Source organism: Catenuloplanes sp. NPDC051500, from assembly GCF_044454585.1.
In the GTDB taxonomy this organism is placed as follows: domain Bacteria; phylum Actinomycetota; class Actinomycetes; order Mycobacteriales; family Micromonosporaceae; genus Catenuloplanes.
The window spans coordinates 205,272-228,128 of the sequence record NZ_JBITDX010000014.1 but is presented as its reverse complement, the minus strand read 5'-3'; the positions used below and the strand labels follow the sequence as shown (position 1 = coordinate 228,128).

The window sequence follows — 22,857 nt, the reverse complement described above, 5'->3', positions numbered from 1 at the left end:
ACGCTGACCCGGATCAAGCACCAAAGGCGCGGCGGCACGATTCACAACCGCCACCGTACCAACCGACTACCTATTTACGAGACAGAACACTAGGATCTCGGCCGGCAGACGGACACCATGCTCTTCGACATAGTGTGCCAAGCCTTCCGGCCAGATGAAATGCTCCCCGTCGGTCCGCTCGGTACTGCCGTTCGCGGTACCACAGAGCCGGCACACGGACACGCCCGCCGTGACGACGAACTCCGTACCTGACCGTAGGTAGGCGGTCATGTTCCGCTGCGCCTCACGGTCGACCGCGGTTATGAATTCGCAGACATCGGGCCATATATCCGGCGGTGTCCGTCCGTCCCAATAACCAATCAGCCTGAGAACCCTGATCATCGTCTCCGCATCCCCGGGGGACAGAACTCCCGACGATACCAATCGCTTGACCGTTGAGCCGGGACTGCGGCATTCGCTCATGCCGCTGTCCGTGCTCGCAGCCGGCCGTCGTCACGGTCAGCGGTTGGTCATGACGGGTCAGCGTCTGGTCGTGTCGATGGGCGAGTGACTGCAACCGCGTCGGCGACAATGGGTCGATGAGCAAGCAGGGCGTAGAACTTCCACTCGCGGGCTTTCGCGGGCCGTGGTGTGTCGGCTGCTGTTTGCCCAGGCTCGATCGGGCCGCGACACGGGCTGACCTCTTGGACGGGCATTCCCCCTGCATCCACTGCTCCTCGGAGGAGAGCGAGTGGAGCGATTGACGAAACGGTCGTCCGCAACCTCTGCCTTGCCGCCGACGAGTTCCTCCGCGTACCGGCGGCGCCACGCACCGCGTGGAGAAGCCGCCGCCCACCTGGCGGCTGGGACCGGCGCGGCGCTCGTGACAGCATTCTCGGATGCGTGAGTCTGTAGCGGTCGTCCATGACCTGGTGTCCCGGTTCGCACCGGTCGACGAACTCGGCGCCGAGCATCGCGCGTCGGCGTTGGCCTGGTTGGCGAGCACGGACGACGTGTTCCGCCGGGTCAAGCCGGCGTCCCCGGCGCAGCACCTGGTGTCTTATGTGGTGCCGGTCGCCGCGGACGGGCGGATCCTGCTCGTCGACCACGTCAATGCCGGGCTGTGGGTCTCGCCGGGCGGTCACGTCGAGATCGACGAGGATCCCGCACAGACCGCGCGTCGGGAAATCCGGGAAGAGCTCGGCCTGAGCGATGCGGGTCTGGCGCGGTCACCGATCTTTCTGACCATCACGCCTCCGGTCGGGCAGGACCACGACCACACAGACGTCAGCCTCTGGTACGTCCTGGCCTGCACCGGCGACGAGGAGCTACGCCCGGACGGCGGCGAGTTTCACGCCGTCCGCTGGTGGACCCGTGACGAGTTGGCGGCGGCTGATCCGGGCCGATTCGACCCGCACCTGTTCCGCTTCCTGACTGCCCTCGACCGGGACCGCCTGGTCAACGAGCTGCATCGGCGAACCGGCCTCGAGAACCTCAGCGGCGGTACGGACCGCTTCGGCAAGGTCCCGGCAATACTATTCACACCATTCAGTGGCCACATCAGCGTTCGCGTCGGCTGCGGCGAAGGCTACGAGGTGATCGTCTGGGCCTACAGCGGTGAGCCGGCCGCAGTGGGCCGGACCGGTGACCTGGACGAGATCGCCGGCACTTTGCGCGACGGGCATGAAGGGCGCTCCGCCGGGGAACTCGCCGAGCGCCACACCTACCTCGCCGTCACCGATCCGCCCGCGGCGATCGAAGCGCTCTGGCACGTCCTCACCGCACACCACGAGGACGGCACCATGCGAATCGCCCACGCCGCCGCGGCGAATCCGGTGCTCCGCCGCGTATGGCCGTGGATCAGCCACGGCACCCTCCACCTGTACGACCTCCGCGACCGGCCCAGTCTGGTCAAACGCGGCCTGGCGTTCCACCCGGCGGCGGGCGGGTTCATGGTGGGCGCCTACGACGGCGAGCTGCACGCCGCCGAGCCGGCGGAGACCGCGATCGTCCGGGCGGCCGACATCGTCGCCTCCTGGCAGGACTAACCAGCCCAGATCGCCCAATGGGGCAAGACCCGACCGGGCCAATCCACCGTCACCGCCCACCGCAACACCCGACCAGAGCGACACGTCATCACGATTCGCGGGACAGAACCCCGTTCTGCCGGCGAAACCGTTCGCCCGTGTCGCCGGTGAAGTGGGTCGACTGCCGGCGGCTCTCGTACAGACCGGCGAGCCATCAGCGTCTGACTGACGGCGCACAGGGGACGCGCGGCGCGGCGCTCAGATAGGCAGGCCGCGACCGGTACGGGGTAACTGCCGGTCAGGATGAGTAGCCGCAGTCAGGGCGCCGCTGCTTGTGGTTGCGCGGATCCGTCAGATCGCCAGCAGCCCGGAATCACCCCGTCACGAGCGTGTATCCGCTCCTGATCACACCGTACTCCGCGCGTTCCACCCAGCAGCTGAACCGGCATCCCGGAAGAGCCGCCTCATCGACGCCTAACTGAAACGCCAGAGTCGCCGCACCAGTCCTGCGCACCTTCGAGTGCCCATCGGTCTCACGAAAATCGGCGATACCGCCGCGCCTGCCGACAACGAAATACTCGACTCTCCCGCCAACCGCGTCCGTACCACCCCCGTGGCCATCAACACCATGTCGATCGTCAAACGGGATGCCACAGATACCGCAGAAAGCGTCGTCGTCCTGGACGCTCGACGGCACATCCTGAGACACCTCACTATCCTCTCATGCTTCCCTCTTCTGCCGCAGATAATGCGCCGCCACCCCCTCCCAGCAGGCCCTCAACCCGGTCGACCGCGAAGCGATTACGCCAGCTTGTCACCGCCGGCCGCGACACCCCGGCAGGCCGGCGATCTGGCCGCCGGCCTGCCCGGGATCCTCCACGCACGCCGACACATCGGCGACCACAACTGCTCACCACGGGCCCTGCTGTCGGCGAGGAAATACCACCCGCCGAAAGCACTCTGATGACCTATAACGCTAGGAGGCCATGCGTTCCCGCAGCGACCGGGGGCGCAGATCGGTCCAGGTGCGCTCCACGTAGTCGAGGCACGCGGCCCGCGACTCCTCGCCGAACGCGACAGTCCAGCCGGCGGGCACGTCGACGAAGGAGGGCCACAGCGAGTGCTGGTCCTCGTCGTTGACAAGCACCACGTACCGGCCGTCGGGGTCCTCGAAGGGGTTTGTCGTCATCAGATGGTCCTTTCCGCGTCGGTGAACAGGTCGGTCAGGGTGCGGCCGGGGTCGGTCACGGCCGCCGCAAGCAGCCGCTGGAACGTCTCGCCGAGCGTGACAATCCGGTCGTGGTCGAACAGGTCGGCGGCGTACTCCAGGTCGCAGTGGATCGGGCGGTCGCCGGCCGGCTCGTAGAAGCTCAGGGTCAGCTCGGCGCGCAGCGCCCCGGTGGTCAGCGACTCCATCGCGAGGCCGCCGACCTCGGCAAGCCGGGCCTCCTCGTGGTGCACGATCATCACCTGGGGCGGTGGCACGCCGTCCGCCCGCAGCGCGTCGAACGGCAGGTCCTGGAGGTCAAGCGCGCCGAGGTCGGTCTCCCGGACCCGGGCCAGCAGTGCGGCGAACGTGGGGTCTCCGCCGGTGTCGGTGCGCAGCACCACCGTGTTGAGGAAGCAGCCGACCAGGTCGGCCAGGCCCGGCTCGGCGCGTCCGGCGACGAGCGCGCCGATCGGCAGGTCGGTTCCGGCGCCGGCGCCGGTCAGCAGCGCGGCCGTCACGGCGTGGAAGATCATGAACATACTGGTGCCGGTACGCCGGGCCAGCTCGTCCACGGCGCGGTGCACGGCCGCGTCCAGCACGATCGGCACCAGCCCGCTGCGGCTGGACGTGTGCGAGGAGGCCTGGGCACCTGGCAGCGCCAGCCGGGGTGCGCCGGCCAGCAGCGACCGCCACCGGCCGAGCTGGCGGGCGTGCAGTGAGGCCGGGTCGGCCGGGTCACCGAGCAGCGCGTACTGCCAGCGGGTGTAGTCGGCGTAGTCGACCGGCAGCGGCGTCAAGGGCTGGCCCTGGTACGCGGCGGCCAGGTCGCGGATCAGCGGCACCACCGACCATTCGTCCACACCCAGGTGGTGCACGGTCAGCAGGATCGCCTCGTCGCCGAGCATCCGGGCCCGCAGCGGCGCCCGGCCGATCGGGTCGACAGGTTCCCGGCTCAGCCGGGCCAGCTGCGCGTCAAGTGGTTCACCGGTCCTGGCGACCCGTTCCAGCACGGGCCGGTCGGTCTCGACCTGCCACAGTTCGCCCGCGGCCCAGCGGTGCCCGGTGCGAAGTGGCGCGTGGCGGTCGACCACGGCGTCGAGCGCCGCGGCGAACGTGTCGCCGTCCAGGCCGTGGAAGGCGAAGGCCAGGTCCCAGCCGCCGGCCGGCGCGTGCGCCAGGTGCCGCTGGACCGGCGCGGACCTGCCGTCCGGCTCCTCCCCTGCCGGGCGGGCGGTGAGCGCGGGCCGGGTGGTGGCTGCCGGCCGGTCGACGATCCGGGCCAGCCCGGCCACGGTCGGGGAGTCGAACACGTCCCGTACCCGCAGGTCGGCGCCGAACGCGGTGCGGACCGCGCCGATCAGCCGCATGCACGACATCGAGTGCCCGCCGAGGGCGAAGAAGTCGTCGTCCACACCGACCCGGGGCAGCCCGAGGATGTCCGCGAACAGCGCGGCGAGCCGGGTCTGCGCCTCGGTGACAGGTGCGGCGTCCCCGGCCAGCGCCGTCCAGTCCGGGGCGGGCAGGCGATGCCTGTCGACCTTGCCGTTCGGGGTGCGGGGCAGGTCGCCGTCCACCGCGACGATCAGCGCCGGCACCAGGTAGCTGGGCAGCCGGGCGGCCAGGTCGGCGCGGACCACCGCGGGGTCGACGTGCCCGGCCGCGGCGACGACGTAGCCGATCAGCCGGGTGGTGTCGCCGGTGCCGTCGACGACGACGACCGCCTGTGCGACGTCCGGGTGGGCGGTCAGGGCCGTCTCCACCTCGGCGGGCTCGATCCGGTGCCCGCGGATCTTGACCTGGTCGTCGACCCGGCCGAGGAAGTCGATCAGCCCGTCGGCGCGCCAGCGGGCCCGGTCCCCGGTGCGGTACATCCGGGCCCCGGGCGGGCCGTACGGGTCGGCGACGAACCGGGCGGCGGTCAGGCCCGGCTGCCCGAGGTAACCGCGGGCCAGCCCCCGGCCGCCGATGTAGAGCTCGCCGACCGCACCGGGCGGCACCGGCTGCAGGTGCCGGTCGAGCACGTAGGCGAGCGTGTTCGGGTCGGGGACGCCGATCGGCACCGCGTCCGTCCAGCCGGGCACGGCCCGCCAGAGCGTCGAGTTGACCGTCGCCTCGGTCAGGCCATAGGCGACGAACAGCCGCAGCGTGGCGGCCCAGCGGGAGATCACCTCGGGCGGTACCTGTTCGGTGCCGACCAGGACGGTGAGTCCGGCCGGCAGCTCACTGCCCGGCGGGAGCGCGGCCACAAGCGACGGCGGCAGGATCGCGTGACTGACCTGGTACCGGGTCAGCAGGCCGGTGAGCGCCGGCCCGGGGGTGCGGGCGTCGTCGGGGGCGATCACCAGCCGTGCGCCGGTGGCCAGCGCCATCGACACCTCGAACGCGAACACGTCGAAGCCGATCGAGGCGAACTGCAGAATGCCGCTCTCGGCAGTCACGCCCATCGGGTCGATCGCGGTCTCGACCAGGCTGCCGATGCCCTCGTGGGTGACGGTGACGCCCTTGGGCCGGCCGGTCGATCCGGAGGTGTAGATGACGTACGCGGCGTGGTCGATCCCGGCCGGCGGCTCCGGCAGCACCGTGGCGACCGGCCCGTCCGCGTCGACCGGCACCCGCGCGACGCCGTCCACGTCGGGCAGCGTGCACGCGACCGCGTCGTAGGTGATCACGTGCCGGGTCCCGGAGTCGGTCAGCATGAAGGCCAGCCGGTCGGCCGGGTGCTGCAGGTCGAGCGGCAGGAACGCGGCGCCGAGTTCGAGCACGCCGAGCACGGCCACGATCGTCTCAAGCGACCGCGGCAGCGCCACGGCGACCACGCTCTCCGGCCGTACCCCCCGAGCGGCCAGCACCCCCGCCAGTCGGTGGGCACGGGCCGCGAGCGCGGCATAGGTCAGCGTGCGGTCGCCGTCCGCGATCGCCACCGCGTCCGGCCGCGCGGCCGCCCGGGCAGCAAAAGCATCGAAAAGACTCAATTCCTCCACGGTACGGCCGGAGCTGTTGAACGTGCGTAGTACGCGCTCGCGTTCGTCGTCGACAAGCACGTCCAGCCCGATCAGCGGCGTGTGCGGGGCGTCCACCGCGGCGGTCGCCAGCGCGACGAGCCGCCGGGCCAGCACCCGGATCGTCTCCCTGTCGAACAGCGCGGTGCGATAGATCAACCGGCAGGTCATCGCGTCGCCGCCCTGCTCGGCCAGTTCCACCACGAGGTCGAACTGCGCCGTACCGGTGCGAAGCGGTTCGTCGTCGACCTCGATCCCGGCGAGGGTGAACGCGTCGGCCGTGTGGTGGCGGTGCACGACCATCACCTGGAACAGCGGGTGCCGTGCCGCGGACCGGGGCGGATTGACAGTCTCGACGACCGCCTCGAACGGCACGTCCTGATTGGCGAACGCGGCCAGGTCACCGTCGCGGACCCGGGCCAGCAGGGTGGCGAAGCTGGGCTCCTCGCGCAGGTCGGTGCGCAGCACGAGCGTGTTGACGAAGAATCCGACAAGCTCGTGCAGTGCCTCCTCGGTGCGGCCGGCGATCGGCGCACCGAGCGGGATGTCGTCGCCGGCGCCGAGGCGGTGCAGCAGGGCCGCGGTCAGCGCGTGCGCCACCATGAACGGGCTGGCGCCGGTGTCGGCCGCGAGCCGGCGCAGACCTCGGACCACGTCGGCGGGCAGGTCGACGCTCACCTCGTCGCCGTCCGCGCTCGGCTCGGCCGGGCGGGGGCGGTCAAGCGGCAGCGGGATCTCCTCGGGAGCGCCGTCGAGGGTGGCGCGCCAGAACGCGTACTGCTCCTCGGCCACCCGGGTGAGCAGCTCACGCTGCCATTGGGCGTAGTCGGCGTACTGAACGGGCAGCGGTGTGAGTTCCCGCCCCTCGTACGCCGCGGCGAGATCGGCCAGGAACGGCCCGTCGGACCACTCGTCGGTCGCGATGTGGTGCAGCAGCAGGACGAGCACGTGCTCATCCGGGCCGCGGCGGATCAGCGTGGCCCGCAGCGGCAGGTCGGCGGCCAGGTCGAACGGGCGGGCGGCGATCTCGGCCACGTCGGCGTCGTCGAGGACCTCGAGCGGCGGGCGGGCCGCCTCGACCGGCAGGATCCGCTGGTACGGCTCGCCGTCCTCGGCGTCGATGACGGTCCGCAGGATCTCGTGCTTCGCGGCCACCGCGTGCAGCGCGTCGTGCAGCGCCCCGACGTCAAGCGGGCCGCGCAGGCGCAACGTCAGCGGGAAGTTGTAGGCCGCCGACGGGCCCTGCATCCGGTCGAGGAACCACAGGCGGCGCTGCGCGAACGACAGCGGCAGCCGCTCGGGACGGTCCACTGGTCGCAGCACCGGCCGGTCGGTCGCGCCGCCCGCGGTCCGCGCGGCCAGCTCGGCCACGCTCGGCGCCTCGAACAGGTCGCGGATGGACAGTTCCGCGCCGAGCGCGGTCCGGGCCCGGCTGACCAGGCGGATCGCGAGCAGCGAGTGCCCGCCCAGGTCGAAGAAGCTGTCGTCGACGCCGACGCCGGGCACGCCGAGCAGGTCGGCGTAGATTTCGCACAGCGCGGTCTCGGCCGGTGTCGACGGGGGCCGGGTCGCGGCCGAGGTCTGCACCGTGGCGGCGGGCAGGGCCCGGATGTCGAGCTTGCCGTTGACGGTAAGCGGAAGCCGGTCTACAGCCACCATCGCGGCCGGCACCATGTAGTCGGGCAGCCGCTGCTTGAGAAGCGCGCGCACATCACGCAGCACGTCGTCGTCTGCGGAGGTCCACTGCGGACCGCGCACGAGGTAACCGGCCAGCCGCTTGGCCCCGTCCGCACCCGCGGACCGCGCCACCACCGCGGCCTGGCTCACCATCGGGTGCGCGGCGATCGCCGACTCGACCTCGCCCAGCTCGACCCGGTAGCCGCGGATCTTCACCTGGTCGTCGGTGCGGCCGAGGAAGTCGAGGTTGCCGTCCGGGCGCCGCCGCACGAGGTCACCGGTGCGGTACATCCGCTCGCCCGGCGCGCCGTACGGGTCGGCGACGAACCGTTCCGCGGTCAGCCCGGTCTGCCTGTGGTAGCCGCGGGCCAGGCCGATCCCGGCGATGTAGAGCTCCCCCGGCGCACCCGGGGCGGCCGGGCGCAGGAACGGGTCGAGGATGTAGGCGCGGGTGTTCCAGATGGCCCGTCCGACTGTCGGGGTGTCGCTGTCCTCGGTGCCGCCGCCGAGCGTGTTGATCGTGTACTCGGTCGGGCCGTACAGGTTGTAGCCGGTCACGCCGTCGGTGTCGCGCAGCCTGCTCCAGACCGTGTCCGGCACCGCCTCGCCGCCGAGCAGCACCAGCGGGGGACGGTGTCCTCCGTCGAGCAGCCCCTGCTCGATCAGGTGGTGGGCGTAGGTCGGGGTCACGTTGACGACGTCGATGCGGTGCGCGTCGCAGTAGGCGACAAGTCCCGCGGCGTCGCGGCGCAGCTGCTCGTCGCAGACGTGCACCTCGTGGCCCTCGACGAGCCAGAGCAGCTCCTCCCACGACATGTCGAACGCGAACGAGACGGTGTGCGCGATCCGCAGTCGCCGCCCGGCCGCGGCCACCACCGGCTCGAAGATCGCCGCCCGGTGGTTCAGCTGCATGTTGGTCAGTCCGCGGTACGGCGTGACGACGCCCTTGGGCCGCCCGGTCGATCCGGAGGTGTAGATGATGTACGCCGGGTGCTCCAGCCGGCCCGCCTCGCCGCGGACGAACCGCGGGGTCTCCTCGGCGGCCAGCGGGTGACCGGGGAGGTCGATCTCGCCGAGCACCACCACCGGCACCGTCGTCGGCGGCAGCAGCGCGGCCACCGACTCTGCGGTGAGCACGCACATCGGCGCGGTGTCGGCAAGCAGCAGCCCGAGCCGCTCGGCCGGCAGGTCCAGTTCCAGCGGCAGGTACGCGGCCCCGGTCCGCAGCACCGCGAAGAGCGCGGCCACCATGTCCAGGGTGCGGGGCAGTGCCAGCGCGACGACCTGCTCCGGACCGGCCCCGCGGGCCAGCAGCAGCCGGGCGATCCGGTTGACCCGCGCGTCGAGCTGCGCGTAGGTGAGCCGTTGCGCGCCCGCGACCAGCGCGACCGCGTCCGGTGTGCCTGCCGCCTGGTCGGCGAGCAGGTCTGCCACGGTGTCGGCGCTGACCGGGTTGCGGGTGCGGTCCCAGTCGTCGTGGAGCGTCCGCCGGTCGTCCGCGGTGAGCAGGTCGAGCGCGCCGGCCGGGCGGTCCGGGGCGGTGGCGATCCGGTCGAGCACGCCGGTCAGCCGGTCCAGCAGTGTCCGGGCGGCCGGGCCGTCGACGACCTCGGGCCGGTGGTCGAGCGCGATCCGGAACCGCTCGGCCGGCGCGACGACCAGGGTCAGCGGGTAGTGGGTGGCGTCGACGCTGCCGACGGCCTCGATGCCGTGCCGGCGTTGCAGGTCCGCGGACTCGCCCTCGTCGACGAAGTTCTGCATCACGTAGAGCGTGTCGAACAGCTGGCCGTGCCCGGCCGCGCGCTGGATGTCGGCCAGGCCCACGTGGTCGTAGTCCATCAGCGTGAGGCGCTGTTCCTGCACGCGCCGCAGCAGGTCGTGCACGGACTCGCGCGGGTCGGGTGCCACCCGTACCGGGACGGTGTTGAGGAACAGCCCGATGATGCTGTCGACGAGCGGCACGTCGCCGTGCCGGCCCGCCACAGTCATACCGAAGACGACGTCGGTACGCCCGGTGAGACCGCCGAGCACCAGGCCCCAGGCGGTGCTGAACATGGTGTTGAGGGTGAGGCCGTGGACACGGGCGGCGGCGCGCAGCCGGGCGGACAGCTCCGCCGGCAGCTCGACCGCGTGCCGGGCGGGCAGCGCGGGCGGCAGGCTGCGGTCGGCGGGCCCGATCATCGTCGGCTCGGCCAGCCCGGTCAGCGCGTCGCGCCAGTGCGCGATCGCGGCCTCGGTGTCCTGTCCGCCGAGCCAGGCCAGGTGGTCGCGGTAGGAGCCGGCGGCGGGCAGGCCGCCGGCGTCGCCGTCCCGCTCATAGAGGGTGAACAGCTGCTCGACGAAGAGCTCCTCGGACCAGCCGTCCCACAGGATCAGGTGGTGGCTGACCACGAGCCGGTCCCGGTCGCCCGGCAGCCGGATCAGGGTGAGGCGGCACAGCGGCGGGTCCGCGAGGTCGAACTGGCGGGCCCGGTCCGCGGCCATCACCTCGGCGACGGCCGTGGCGCAGTCCGCACCGTCGAGGCCGCTCAGGTCCACCTCGTCGATCGGCAGTGCCAGGCCGTCCGGGACGAACTGCACCGGCCGGCTCAGCCCGTGGCTTGCGAACCCGGCACGCATGCCGTCGTTGCGGGCCAGCAGCGCCGCCCCGGCCCGGCGCAGCCGCGGCAGGTCGACCCGGTAGCCGAGGTCGAACGCGTCCTGTCCGGTGTAGACGTCGAGCGCGCCGGCGTCGTAGCTGGCATGGAAGTACAGCCCCTCCTGCAACGGGGAGAGCGGCCAGACGTCACCGATCGGGGCGGTGCTGAGCTGCCGTACCCGGGCCAGTTCGTCAGCGGTGAGGGCGAGCAGCGTGGATCCGCCGGCGAGCGTCCGCAGGGCCGCGGCCCAGCCGTCGGCGAGCGCCGTGACGTCGTCCTGTCGCAGTGGCCCGTCGGCCCAGGTCCAGGTGGCGACGAGGCGCGGTCCGTCACCGGTCTCCTCGCACACGACGTCGACCTGCAGCAGGTGCGCGAGGTCCAGGCCGCCGTTGATCTCGGTGGGCAGGGTTTCGGCGGCCGGGGTCCACGGTGCTCCGGTGCCGCCCGGGAACCGGCCGTAGTAGTTGAACAGCACCTGCGGTACGGCCGTCCGGGCCAGGATCGGCGCGGTCTGCGCATTGAGGTAGCGCAGCATGCCGTAGCCGAGGCCGCCGTCGGGCGCGGCGCGCAGCGACTCGCCCGTGCGGGCGACCAAGGCGGGCAGGTCGTCGCCGGCGCCGCCGAGACGGACCGGTTGGACCGCGGTGAGCCAGCCGACGGTACGGGCGAGGTCCAGGCCCGGCTCGATCTGCTCGCGGCCGTGGCGCTCGACCTCGACAAGCAGGTCCGTGCCGGGCGAGCCGCGCCAGGCGTCGACGCCGCGGTGCAGGGCCGCGAGCAGCACGTCGGTGATCTCGGCCCGCAGCGTGGCCGGGACGGTGGTGAGCAATGACCGGGTCTCGGCGACGCTCAGCCGGGTGGTGTGCCGGCGGGCCTGAAACCCGGGTGTCACGGCGGCGCCGGGCAGCAGGTCGGCGCCGGGCGCGAGCACCCGTACCCAGTGCTCCAGCTCTGCCAGTCGTTGCGGGGCCTGGGCCTGGGTCTGCACGGCCTGGGCGTAGCGGCGCAGTGAGGTGCCGGCCGGCGGCAGCGGCACTCCGGCGGCGGCGGTGGCGAGGTCGTCGAGGAGGATCCGCCAGGACACGCCGTCCACGACGAGATGGTGGGCCGCGAGCAGCAGGCGTCCCGGCCGGTCGCCGGCGTCGAACCAGACCGCTTGCAGCATCCGGCCCTCGTCGGGGTCGAGCCGGTCGGTGGCGGCGGTGGCCTCGGTGGCGATCAGGTCGGTGAGCGCGGCGGCGGGCAGCGCGGCGACGTCCACCCGGTGGACCAGCGCGGCGGCGTCGGCGGCCGGTGTGGTCTCGGTCGTCCACAGCACCGACGCGATGCGCCGCAGCCGCAGCCGCAGCCCGTCGTGCCGGTCGAGCACCGCCTGCAACACCCCGGGCACGTCAGCGTGGGGTGGCACGGTGAGCAGCACCGGCAGGGTGAACCTGTCGATCGGGGCGCCGGTGTCGCGCAACCAGGCCACGATCGGCAGCAGCGGCACCTCGCCGACCCCGTCGGACTCCGCCGGCACTGGCACGGCCGGGGCCTGCTCCGCGACGGCCGGAAGCTGCGCCGCAAGCGCGCGGGGCGTGCGCAGGGTGAGCACGTCACGCGGTGCGACAGGCAGGCCGAGGCGGCGGGCCCGGCTGGAGACGGAGATGGACAGGATGCTGTCCCCGCCGAGCGCGAAGAAGTCGTCCGAGGGGTCCACATCGGGCAGTCCGAGAACGGCCGCGAACACCTCGGTCAGCGCCCGCTCACGGTCGTCCCGCGGCGCGTCCTGGACCGGCTGCGGGCCGACGGCAGGGCCGGCGGGCACGAGACCGGCGATCGCGGCCCGGTCGATCTTGCCGTTCGGGGTGAGCGGCAGCGCGTCGACGACAAGCACCACGGACGGGACGAGCGCGGCCGGCAGGGTGGCAGCGGCGTCCGCGATCAGGGCCGGGCCGTCCGGCCGGGGCGCGCCGGGGCCCGGCACCACTGCGGCGATCACCCGGACCCCGCCGGTGCCGGTGGCGCGTGCCGCGACGGCGGCCTGGGCGACCCCGGGCCGTGCGGCCAGCCAGGACTCGATCTCGGCGGGGTCGACCCGGGTGCCCCGCACCTTGATCTCGTCGTCGGCGCGGCCGGCGTAGGTGAGGGTGCCGTCGGCGTGGCGGCGCACCAGGTCGCCGGTACGGTACATCCGCTCCCCCGGCGCCCCGAACGGGTCGGCGACGAACCGCAGTGCCGTCTCGGCGGTACGGCCGAGGTAGCCGCGGGCCAGTTGGGCGCCGGCCACGTACAGCTCGCCGGGCACGTCCACCGGCACCTGTTGCAGGTGGTCGTCCAAAACGTGCAGGCGGGTGTTGCCGACCGGGCCGCCGATCGGCACGTCCGTACCGTGCGTGCCGTCGTTGGGCCACCAGGTGACCTGCACCGTGGTCTCGGTCGGCCCGTAGAAGTTGTCCAGCCGGGTGCCGGTCAGCGCGTGCCACCGCCGGGCGAGGTCGCCGGAGAGCGCCTCACCGCCGCTTGACACCAGGCGCAGCGTCTCCGCCCAGCCGACATCCTCGCGGACCCGGTCGGAGAGCAGGAACGCGGAGACAAGTGACGGGACCAGGGTGAGCGCGGTGACCCGGTGCCTGCGGATCAGCGCGGCCAGGTCGGCCGGGTCCTGGGCCGCGCCCGCGTGCGGGAGCACCACCGCGGCGCCGGAGTACAGCGGCCAGAAGATCTCCCACACCGAGGTGTCGAAGCCGATCGGGGCGAGTTGCAGCATCCGGTCGCCGGCGTCGAGCGGGAACCGCCGGCGCGACCACTCGAGCTGGTTGATGACCGCCCGGTGGCTGACCAGCACGCCCTTGGGCCGCCCAGTCGAGCCGGAGGTGAAGATGAGGTAGGCGGCGTGGTCCGGGTCCGGGGCGGTGGACGGCACCGCGACGGCGTCGGTCACTGGCCGGTCACCGACAAGCACACACGACAGCGCATCGGTACGCGGCAGCGCGGCGATGAGGTCGGTGGTGGTCACCACGATCCGCGCGTCGGCGTCGGCGAGCGCGCCGGTCAGCCGGTCTGCGGGCTGGGCCGGGTCGAGCGGCAGGTACGCCGCGCCCGACTTCAGCACGCCGAGCAGCGCGACGAGCAGCTCCACCCGGTGCGGGACGGCCACTGCCACGATCCGCTCCGGCCCGGCGCCCCGGGCGATCAGCCGGCCGGCCAGTTCCGCGGCCCGGTCGTCGAGTTCGCGGTAGGTGAGGCTGCGCTCCCCCGCGAGGACCGCCACCGCGTCGGGGGTCCTGGCTGCCTGCGCGGCGATCGCGGCGGGCAGCGTCGTGCCGGGGATGTCGTAGCGCGGTCCGTCAAGTGCGGGCGGGCCGGCCGGGTCCGGTGCGATCCGGCCCACCGGCTCGCCGGGCGCGTGCACGACGGCGGCCAGCAGCCGGGCGAGTCCGGTGCGCAGGCGTTCCACTGTGGCCGGTGCGATGCGGGCCGGGTCGTACTCGATCGTGAGCGCGGGCCGGGGGCCGGGCGCCACGAGCAGGGTGACCGGGTAGTGGGTGGCCTCGCGGAAGCTGACGTCGTGCACCCGCAGCGAACCTGACGCGTCGCGCAGGCCGGTGTGGTCGGGGTAGTTCTCCATGACCACGAGCGAGTCGAACAGGTCGCCGCCGGCGCCGGCCAGCCGCTGGATCGCGGCGAGCCCGAGGTGCTGGTGGTCAAGCAGGGCCGCCTGCTCGTCGGCGAGCCGGGTCAGCAGGCCGGCCAGCGGCTCGGACGGGTGCCAGCGCAGTCGTACCGGCACGGTGTTGATGAACAGGCCGACCATCGACTCGATCCCGGCGACGTCGGCCTGCCGGCCGGAGACGGTGCTGCCGAAGGCCACGTCGCGCCGGCCGGTGAGCCGGCCGAGCAGCAGGCCCCAGACGCCGTGCAGGGCCGTGCCGAGGGTGAGACCGTGGGCCCGGAGCCGTTGCGGCAGCGCGGTGGCGACATCGTCCGGCAGTTCCACGGCGGCCTGCCGAAGCGGCTCCGGCGCGTTCACCCGGTCGGCGAGCAGGGTTGGCGCGTCGAGACCGGCGAGCGCGGTGCGCCAGGCGTCGGTGGCGGCCTGCCGATCGCGCCCTTCCAGCCAGTGCAGATACCTGCGGTACGGGGTGACAGGGGTGAGCCGGGGCGGTTCGCCGTGCGGGGCGTACCCGGCGAGCAGGTCGCGCAGGAACACCGCCACCGACCAGCCGTCGGTCACGATGTGGTGGTGGGTGAGCACGAGCGTGTGCCGGTCGGCGGCGTGCCGCACCAGCAGGCAGCGCAGCAGTGGCGGCGCGGCGAGGTCGAACCCGGCGGCCCGCTCCTCCTCCAGCCCGGACAGGTCGTCCGCCTCCCGCCACGGCGCCGCGACGCCGTCCACGATCACCTGCACGACGCGGCCGTCTGACAGTTCCCGGAAACCGGCCCGCAGCGGCGCGTGCCGATCGAGCACTCCCTGCACCGAGCGGCGCAGCGCGGCGGCGTCAAGCGGCCCGTCGAGCGTGACGAGCTGCTGCACCACGTAGTCGTCGGTGTCGCCGGTGTGCGCGTGGAAGTAGAAGCCGAGCTGGAGCGGCGTCGCCGGGAGCACGTCGGCAAGCCCGGGGTGAGCCGCCGACAGCGTGTCGACGTCGTCGGCCGTCAGCGGCACGAGCGGGAAGTCCGACGGGGTGTGCCCGCCGGCGCCCGGTGCCGCCGTGTGCTCGGCGAGCGCGCCGAGGGCGGCGAACCAGCCCTCGGCCAGCTCGGCCACGCTCTCGTCGTCGATCAGGGTCTGCGGGTAGGCCCAGGTCACGCCGAGTCTCGGCCCGTCCGGCAGGTCCTCGGTGAAGGCGTTGACCTCGAGCGTGTACGGCGCCACCGGCATCTCGGCGTCGTAGCCGCCGGCCAGCACGCCCGCGCCCGGCACCGGTGTCCACGGGACGTCCTGGCCGGACGCGACCGCGAACCGGCCCAGGTAGTTGAAGCTGATCTGCGGGACGGGCAGCGCGCCGAGCACCGCCGCCGTCTCCGGGTTGAGGTATCGCAGCAGCCCGTACCCGAGGCCGTGGTCGGGCACCGCGTGAAGTTGTTCCTTGACCCGCTTGAGGGCCGCGCCCGCGTCCGGGCCGCCGGCCAGCGCGTCGGTGACGTCCACCGCGCCGAGATCGAGCCGGACCGGGAAGACGCTTGTGAACCAGCCGAACGTGCGGGACAGCCGCGCCTCGGCGTCGATCTGCTCCTCACGTCCGTGCCCCTCGAGGGCGATCAGGACCGGCGGGGTGCTCGCCCGCCGGCGGCGGCGCCAGTCGGTTACCGCGAGCGCCAGCGCGGTGAGCAGCACGTCGTTGACGCCGGCGTGGAAGGCGGCCGGCACGCTTGTCAGCAGCTCGGCGGTGCGGTCGGCCGGGAGTCGCAGGGTGAGCCGCCGGACGCTGTCCAGGTCGCCGACCATGTCGAGCGGCCGGCGCCCGAACGCCGGGTCGTCGCCGGTGAGCTGCGCGGTCCAGTGCGGCAGCTCGGCGATCCGGCCGGGACGGTGGGCGTCGGCCGTGGTGATCTCGGCCCAGCGTCGCAGCGGGGTACCGGTCGGCGCCAGCGCGGCCGGGCGGTCGGCGGCCACCGCCGCACCGGCCTCGGCCAGGTCGGGCAGCAGGATCCGCCAGCTCACGCCGTCGACCACGATGTGGTGCACGGCCAGCACGAGGTGACCAGGCCGTCCCGGACCGGCGTCGAGCCACACCGCCTGGACCATGATTCCTGCCTCGGGGTCGAGCCGGGCGCCCGCCTGCCGTGCCGCCTCGTCGGCCAGCTCGCGGAGTCGGCTCTCCGGCAGCCCTGATGCGTCGATGCGGTGCAGCCATCGTGCGGCGTCCACGGTGCCGGGTGCGGTGATCACGAGCCGGCCGGGTGCGGTGGCTGTGGCCCGCACCAGCCGGGAGCGCAGCGCGTCGTGCCGGTCGGCGATCGCCTGCAATGTAGCGACAAGTCCATCCTGGCCGGCGCCGGACGGCAGCCGGACCAGCATCCACTGGTTGAACGCGCGGAAGTCGCCGCCGCACTCGTCAAGCCACCTCATGATCGGCAGCAGCGGCATCTCGCCCACACCGGCGTCGGGCTCGTCGGCCACCTCGGCCTCGACCATCGTGAGCACCGGAGCCAATGCCGCCACGGTACGGTGCTGGAACACCTGCCGCGGGGTGACGACCAGACCGGCCTGACGGGCCCGGATGACGAGCTGGATCGACACGATGCTGTCGCCGCCGAGCGCGAAGAAGTCGTCGTCCACGCCGACCTCGGGCAGGCCGAGCACCTCGGCGTAGAGCGCGCAGAGCACCTCCTCACGGGCGTCGCGGGCGGCACCGCCGGTGGTGAGGGCGGCGAAGTCGGGGGCCGGCAGTGCGGCCCGGTCCACCTTGCCCGCGGTCGTCATCGGAATGCGGTCAAGCGGTACGAACGACGACGGCACCATGTAGTCGGGCAGCCAGCTGCGGGCGTGCGCGCGCAGCACCGTCATCAGCGCGTTGGCGTCGCGGAACGGGGCGGGCCGGTTGGCGTACCGCGTCGTCGTTCCGGGCCGGTAGGCCTGCGGGGGTTGCACGCCGGGCGGGGTGAAGACGGCGTCGAGGCGGCCGTCGCGCGCGCCTGCGGCGAAGGTGACAGCGGCCTGCCAGCCGTGCCGCTCGGCCAGCCGGTACAGCTCCTCCGGGTCGACGGCGCCGGTGTCCGGAAGGCCTGGCAACGGGTCGAGGGCATGCATTACGGCGATGTCGGCGCTCACCCGGGCGTTGGGGAGACCTGAGACGCGCACCGGGCGGTCGCCGGTGAACCGCAGCGCGTCCCAGGTGGTCTCGTCGGCCGGCGGCGCCTCCGGCACGGGGCCGGTGTGCAGCACCACGTCGTACCGGTAGCGGGTGAGTTCGTTGTGGAACCGCCCCCGCTTGACCCGCACGTCGGCGGCGGTCACCCCGGGCAGCGTGGCGAACAGGTCGGGGTCGACGAGCAGCTCGCCCTCCCACTGCACCGCGCGCCGGACCGCCGGCCAGGCGTCGGCCGGGTCGGCGCCGGGGTGGCGGACCGCCTCGATGCCGGCCCGCAGCGCCGGGAGCGTCGGCAGGTGCCGCACGTCGCCGAGGAACACCGACCCGCCGGGCGCGAGCAGGCCGATCGCCTTGGTGAGCACGTCGATCAGGTAGTCGACGCCGGGGAAGTACTGCGCCACCGAGTTGATGACGACGGTGTCGAAGTACGCGGTGGGCAGCCCGTGCACGTCGTCGGCGGGCCGGGCCGACAGTTCGACGTCGGGGAAGTGCCCCCGCAGCGTGTGGATCGCCTCCTCGGAGAGGTCGGTTCCCCAGTACTCCCCCACCTGCGGCGCGATCCGGGAGAGCAGCAGGCCGCTTCCGACGCCGATCTCAAGCACCCGGCGCGGACGCAGCGCGAGGACGGCCTCGACCGTGGCGTCACGCCATTCGCGCATCTGCGCGACCGGGATCGGCAGCCCGTCGTAGCTGCTGTTCCAGCCGGTGAAGTTCTCCGTCCAGGACTCGGTGCGCCCGGCGGTGTAGAGCAGCTCGTGCAGCTGTTTCCACTGCCCGACCTGCGCGGCGGCCTGGTCCTCAGTGACGGCCGGGCCGTCCAGCCGGGGGACCACGTAGGCGGCGAGTCGCACCTCGCCGGGCCGGTCCTCGCGGGCCACCACGGCGACCTGGGCCACCGCCGGGTGCTGGCCGATCACGGTCTCGATCTCGCCGGGCTCGATCCGGTAGCCGCGGACCTTCACCTGGTCGTCGGCGCGGCCCACGAACTCGAGCTGCCCGTCCTCGCGCAGGCGCACGAGGTCGCCGGTGCGGTAGAGGCGGCCGCCCGCCGGGCCGTACGGGTCGGCGACGAAGCGTTCCGCGGTAAGCGCCGGCCGGCCGAGGTAGCCGCGGGCCAGGCCGGGTCCGCCGAGGTACAGCTCACCGACCGCGCCGGCCGGGACCTGGCGCAGGGCGGCGTCGAGCACGTGGCAGCGGGTGTCCGGGTCGGCCACGCCGATCGGCACAGTGGTGCCGGGCGGGGTGGCCGGGTCGCAGCGGCCAAGCGTGGAGTTCACGGTCGCCTCGGTCGGCCCGTAGGCGTTGAACATCGGCCGGTCGGCAGCCCAGCGGTTGACCAGCTCGGCCGACACCCGCTCGGTCCCGGCCAGCAGCGTGGCGCCGGACGGAAGCGGGCAGTCGGCAGGCATCGCGGCGAGCAGCGCGGGCGGGAGGATCATGAAGGTGGCGCCGTGCTCGTGGGCGTAGTCGGCGAGCGGCGGGCCGGGCACCCGGCGGTCGGCGGGCACGACGATCAGCCGCCCGCCGGTGAGCAGGCCGTTGCACAGGTCGAAGAACGCCACGTCGAAGCTGGGCGAGGCGAACTGCAGGACCCGGCTGTCCGGGCCGGCCCCGAGCCGTTCGACAGCGGTGGCCAGCAGCTTCGTCACGCCGGTGTGCGAGACGACGACGCCCTTCGGGCGGCCGGTGGAGCCGGAGGTGTAGATGACGTACGCGGCGTTGCCCGGGGTGAGCGACGGGGTGGGATCGGTCGTGGGGCGGCCGGCGAGCTCGGCCACGAAGGCGGGGTCGTCGAGCAGCACGGTGTCCGCCGCGAGCAGACCGGCCAGCTCGGTGGTGCTGAGCACGCAGGCCGGCGTGGCGTCGGCAAGCAGGTAGCCGATCCGCTCGGCGGGGTACTCGGGGTCGATCGGCAGGTAGGCGGCGCCGGCCTTGAGCACCGCCACCTCGGCCACGATCAGGTCGGCGGACCGGGGCAGGCAGAGGCCGACCACCTGCTCCGGTCCGGCGCCACGGGCGATCAGCGCGTGGGCGAGCCGGTTGGCCCGCTCGTCGAGTGCGGCATAGGTGAGTGTCGTGCCCTCGTACACCACGGCCACCGCCTCCGGCCGTTGGCGCACCTGGTCCGCGAACAGCTCGGGCCAGGTAGCCAGGGTCACGACAGCGTCGGTTCGCGCGATTTCGGGCACAGCGAAGTACCGCCCCTCGAGGGTGACGTCGGTGAGATGGTGACGGGCGTGCGGCCGGGCTATTCGGCCAGCAGGGGCACGAGCTGGTCGAGCGCGTACGGGATGCTCAGCACAGTGCTGAACGACAGCGCCGCGCCGAGCGGCGGCTCCTCGTAGGGCAGGAACACCGCGCGGTTCTCCTGGGCGACCTTGAGCGTGCCGTAGACCTTGTCGGCCTTGACGGTGGTCTCGGTGCCGGCGTCGGCGGTGAGAAAGACCAGCTTGTCCACGTCCACAAGGGACAGCTGCTCCGAGCCGATCTCGGCGGCGTACTCCTGGCCGGCCGCGTCCACGATGGGCTGCGGGGTGACGAAGCCGAGCTTGGTCAGCAGCACGACCTTGGGGTCGCTGGGCGCGAAGATCGCGTACTTGCCCGGTTCGTACGGCTCGACGACGGCCACCGACTTACCGGCGAAGCCCGGGTTCTTGCTCGCGAGGTCGGCCAGGCGGGCGTCGATGCCGGCGATCAGCGCGTCAGCCTCGGCCTGCTTGCCAAGGGCCTTGCCGGCCAGCTTGGTCATGTCCTGCCAGGGCGCCGTGTAGTCGTCGAACCCGACGGGCTGGGCCACTGTCGGGGCGATCTTGGAGAGCTTGCCGTACTGGTCCTCGGTCATGCCCGAGTAGAGCCCGATGATCAGGTCGGGCTTGAGGGCGGCGACCTTCTCCAGGTTGTAGTCGTCGCGCTCACCGACGATCTCCGGCGTCTTGCCGGCCCACAGCGGCTGGGCCCACGGCCACTTGCCGTACGGCCGCTCGAGGAACCAGTCGATCGCGCCGACCGGGACGACACCGAGCGCGAGCACCGGGTCCTGGTCGCTGAGGCCGAGCGTGACCACCCGGGCCGGGGCCGCCTTGATCTCGGTGGTGCCGTACTTGTGCTCCACGCTGACCGGGAACCCGGCGGCGGCCGGCCCGGACGGTGGTGCGGAGGCGTCGCCGTCACCTCCCGCGCAGCCGGTCAGGGCCAGAACCGCTACGGCGAGCGCCGCGGTCATCCGCCCTGCGACCGACCGATGCCTGCTACGGACGGTGGAGACGGTGGATTGCGGCGACGTATACAACGGATTCCCTCCGACGTGGAGACACGAACGCCGTTATAGTAAGGTGAGCCTAACCTAATCACAAGACACCCCGCCGCGCCGGTAAGGGTTAGGTAACCCTTAGCATAGTTACCGTGTCCTTCCTGGATAGAGCATCGGAGGCGGGATGAGCACAGCCGCCCCGGCCCGGCCTGCCGCGGCGACGCGGACAGTGTTGTTGATCACCGCGGTCGCGCTGCTCGCCCTCCTGTCCGTGATCTCGCTTGCCGTCGGAAGCAAGACGGTCCCGCCCGGCGAGGTGCTCCACGCCCTCCTGGACCGCTCGGCCGCCCGGATCTCCAATCCACAGGCCGAGGCGATCGTCTGGGGCGTACGCGTACCGAGGACCGTCTGTGCCGTCCTGGTCGGACTCGCACTCGGCCTCGCCGGGGCCTTGATGCAGGGCCTGACCCGCAATCCACTTGCTGATCCCGGGCTGCTCGGCGTCAGCGCCGGCGCCTCCCTCGCCATCGTCGTCGCGGTGGCCGCGCTCGGGGTGACCGCCGCCTCCGGATACGTCTGGTTCGCCCTCGCCGGATCCTTCGCCGGCGCCGTCGCCGTGCAGGTGCTGGGCAGCCTCGGCCAGGGTGGCGCCACCCCGGTGAAGATCGCTCTGGCCGGCATCGCGCTCACGTTCCTGCTGGGCTCGTGCACAAGCGCGATCGTGCTCCGGCAACCCGAGGCGCTGGACCGGTTCCGGTTCTGGTCGGCCGGCTCACTGACCGGCGCGGACCCGGCCCTGCTGTGGCGGATGGCGCCGTTCCTGGCCGTCGGCGTCGCGCTCGCGGTCACGGCCGGTCCGGCACTCAACAGCCTCGCGCTCGGCGAGGACACCGCGATCGCCCTGGGCCGCCGGATCGGCGCCATCCGGTTCCAGGCCGTGCTCGCGGTGACGCTGCTGGCCGGCACCGCTGTCGCGATCGCCGGGCCGATCGTCTTCATCGGACTGGTGGTGCCGCACGTCGCCCGGCTGGTCACCGGCCCGGACCATCGCCTGCTGCTGCCCGCGACGGCGCTGCTCGCGCCCTGCCTGCTGCTGTTCGCCGACATCGTCGGCCGGGTGATCGCCCGGCCGGAGGAGGTGCAGGCAGGCATCGTCGTCGCGTTCATCGGCGGCCCGTTCTTCATCGCGCTGGTCCGCCGGCACCGGGCGGTGGAGCTCTGATGACGGCCCGCGAAGCCCTGCCCCGGGGCGCGTTCCGGCTGGCGTACCCGCCGGTCTCCGGGGTGCTCCCACCCCGTACCGTGGCGGTCTGCCTGGCATTGAGCGCGGCCACGTTCGCGGTGCTGTGCGTCAGCCTGTCCATCGGCGACTACCCGGTGAGCCTGCCGGACGTGCTGCGTGCGCTGGCCGGCTCCGACGACCCCGGACCGGCCTTCGTGATCCGTGAGCTGCGTCTGCCACGGGCACTGACCGGCCTGCTCGTCGGTGCCGCCTTCGCGGTGTCCGGCGCCGTCTTCCAGACGATCACCCGCAACCCCCTGGCGAGCCCGGACATGATCGGCATCAACGCCGGTGCGACCACGGCTGTCGTCGGCGGGATCGTGCTCGGCGCGGGCGGCCTGAGCAGCTCGGCCCTCGGCGTGCTTGGCGCGCTCACCACGGCCGCCCTGATCTATCTGCTGGCCTGGCGAGGCGGCGCGAGCGGATACCGCATCGTGCTCGTCGGCATCGGGATCTCCTGGATGTGCACAAGCGCCACCGACTATCTGCTCACCCACGCTCGGCTGCACGAGGCGCAGGCCGCGCTCGGCTGGCTGGTCGGCAGCATCAACGGCCGCGGCTGGGAGACGGTGCTTCCGCTCGCCGGCGCGGTCGGCCTGCTGCTTCCGGTGACCCTGCTGCTGACCCGGTGGAGCCGCACCCTGTCCCTCGGCGACGACGTGGCCCGCGGCCTGGGCACGCCCGTCCAGCGCGCCCGGGTCTGCCTGCTCCTGGCCGGCGTCGGGCTGGTCGCCTTCGCCACCGCGGCCGCCGGGCCGGTGCTGTTCGTCGCCCTCGCCGCGCCACAGGTGGCCCAGCGGCTGGCCGGACAGCCCGCCCCGCCGCCGCTCGTCTCGGCCCTGACCGGGGCGTTCATGGTGCTCGTGAGCGACCTGCTCGCCCGTTATCTCCTCCCGGACGCCGACCTGCCGGTCGGCGTCGTCACCGGTGCGTTGGGCGCGGCCTTCCTGCTGTGGCTGCTCGCGCGCGCCAACCGAGCCGGCTCTGGAGGCTGACC

Annotated in this window: 6 protein-coding genes; 3 read left to right on the top strand and 3 right to left on the bottom strand. The window is 73.0% G+C overall.

Annotated features, from left to right (window positions below):
- The first annotated feature begins 878 nt into the window (after positions 1–878).
- Positions 879–2,027, top strand: coding sequence for an NUDIX domain-containing protein (locus ACIA8K_RS26880; RefSeq protein WP_396063946.1), 1,149 nt, complete (start codon positions 879–881; stop codon positions 2,025–2,027).
- A gap of 955 nt (positions 2,028–2,982) precedes the next feature.
- Here the strand turns inward: ACIA8K_RS26880 and ACIA8K_RS26875 are convergent.
- From ACIA8K_RS26875 to ACIA8K_RS26865, 3 genes are all read right to left on the bottom strand, one after another.
- Complete coding sequence (locus ACIA8K_RS26875) at positions 2,983–3,195, bottom strand: MbtH family protein (RefSeq protein WP_396063944.1); 213 nt, start codon at positions 3,193–3,195, stop codon at positions 2,983–2,985.
- Complete coding sequence (locus ACIA8K_RS26870; protein ID WP_396063942.1) at positions 3,195–19,487, bottom strand: amino acid adenylation domain-containing protein; 16,293 nt, start codon at positions 19,485–19,487, stop codon at positions 3,195–3,197. The genes ACIA8K_RS26875 and ACIA8K_RS26870 overlap by 1 nt, the downstream gene beginning before the upstream one ends.
- Positions 19,488–19,576: 89 nt before the next feature.
- Complete coding sequence (locus tag ACIA8K_RS26865) at positions 19,577–20,551, bottom strand: iron-siderophore ABC transporter substrate-binding protein (protein ID WP_396063940.1); 975 nt, start codon at positions 20,549–20,551, stop codon at positions 19,577–19,579.
- A gap of 211 nt (positions 20,552–20,762) precedes the next feature.
- Between ACIA8K_RS26865 and ACIA8K_RS26860 the strand changes: the two genes are divergently transcribed.
- Both ACIA8K_RS26860 and ACIA8K_RS26855 read left to right on the top strand, forming a co-directional pair.
- Complete coding sequence (locus tag ACIA8K_RS26860; protein ID WP_396063938.1) at positions 20,763–21,800, top strand: FecCD family ABC transporter permease; 1,038 nt, start codon at positions 20,763–20,765, stop codon at positions 21,798–21,800.
- Positions 21,800–22,855, top strand: coding sequence for a FecCD family ABC transporter permease (locus ACIA8K_RS26855; protein WP_396063936.1), 1,056 nt, complete (start codon positions 21,800–21,802; stop codon positions 22,853–22,855). Before ACIA8K_RS26860 ends, ACIA8K_RS26855 begins: the two co-directional genes overlap by 1 nt.
- Positions 22,856–22,857 lie beyond the last annotated feature (2 nt).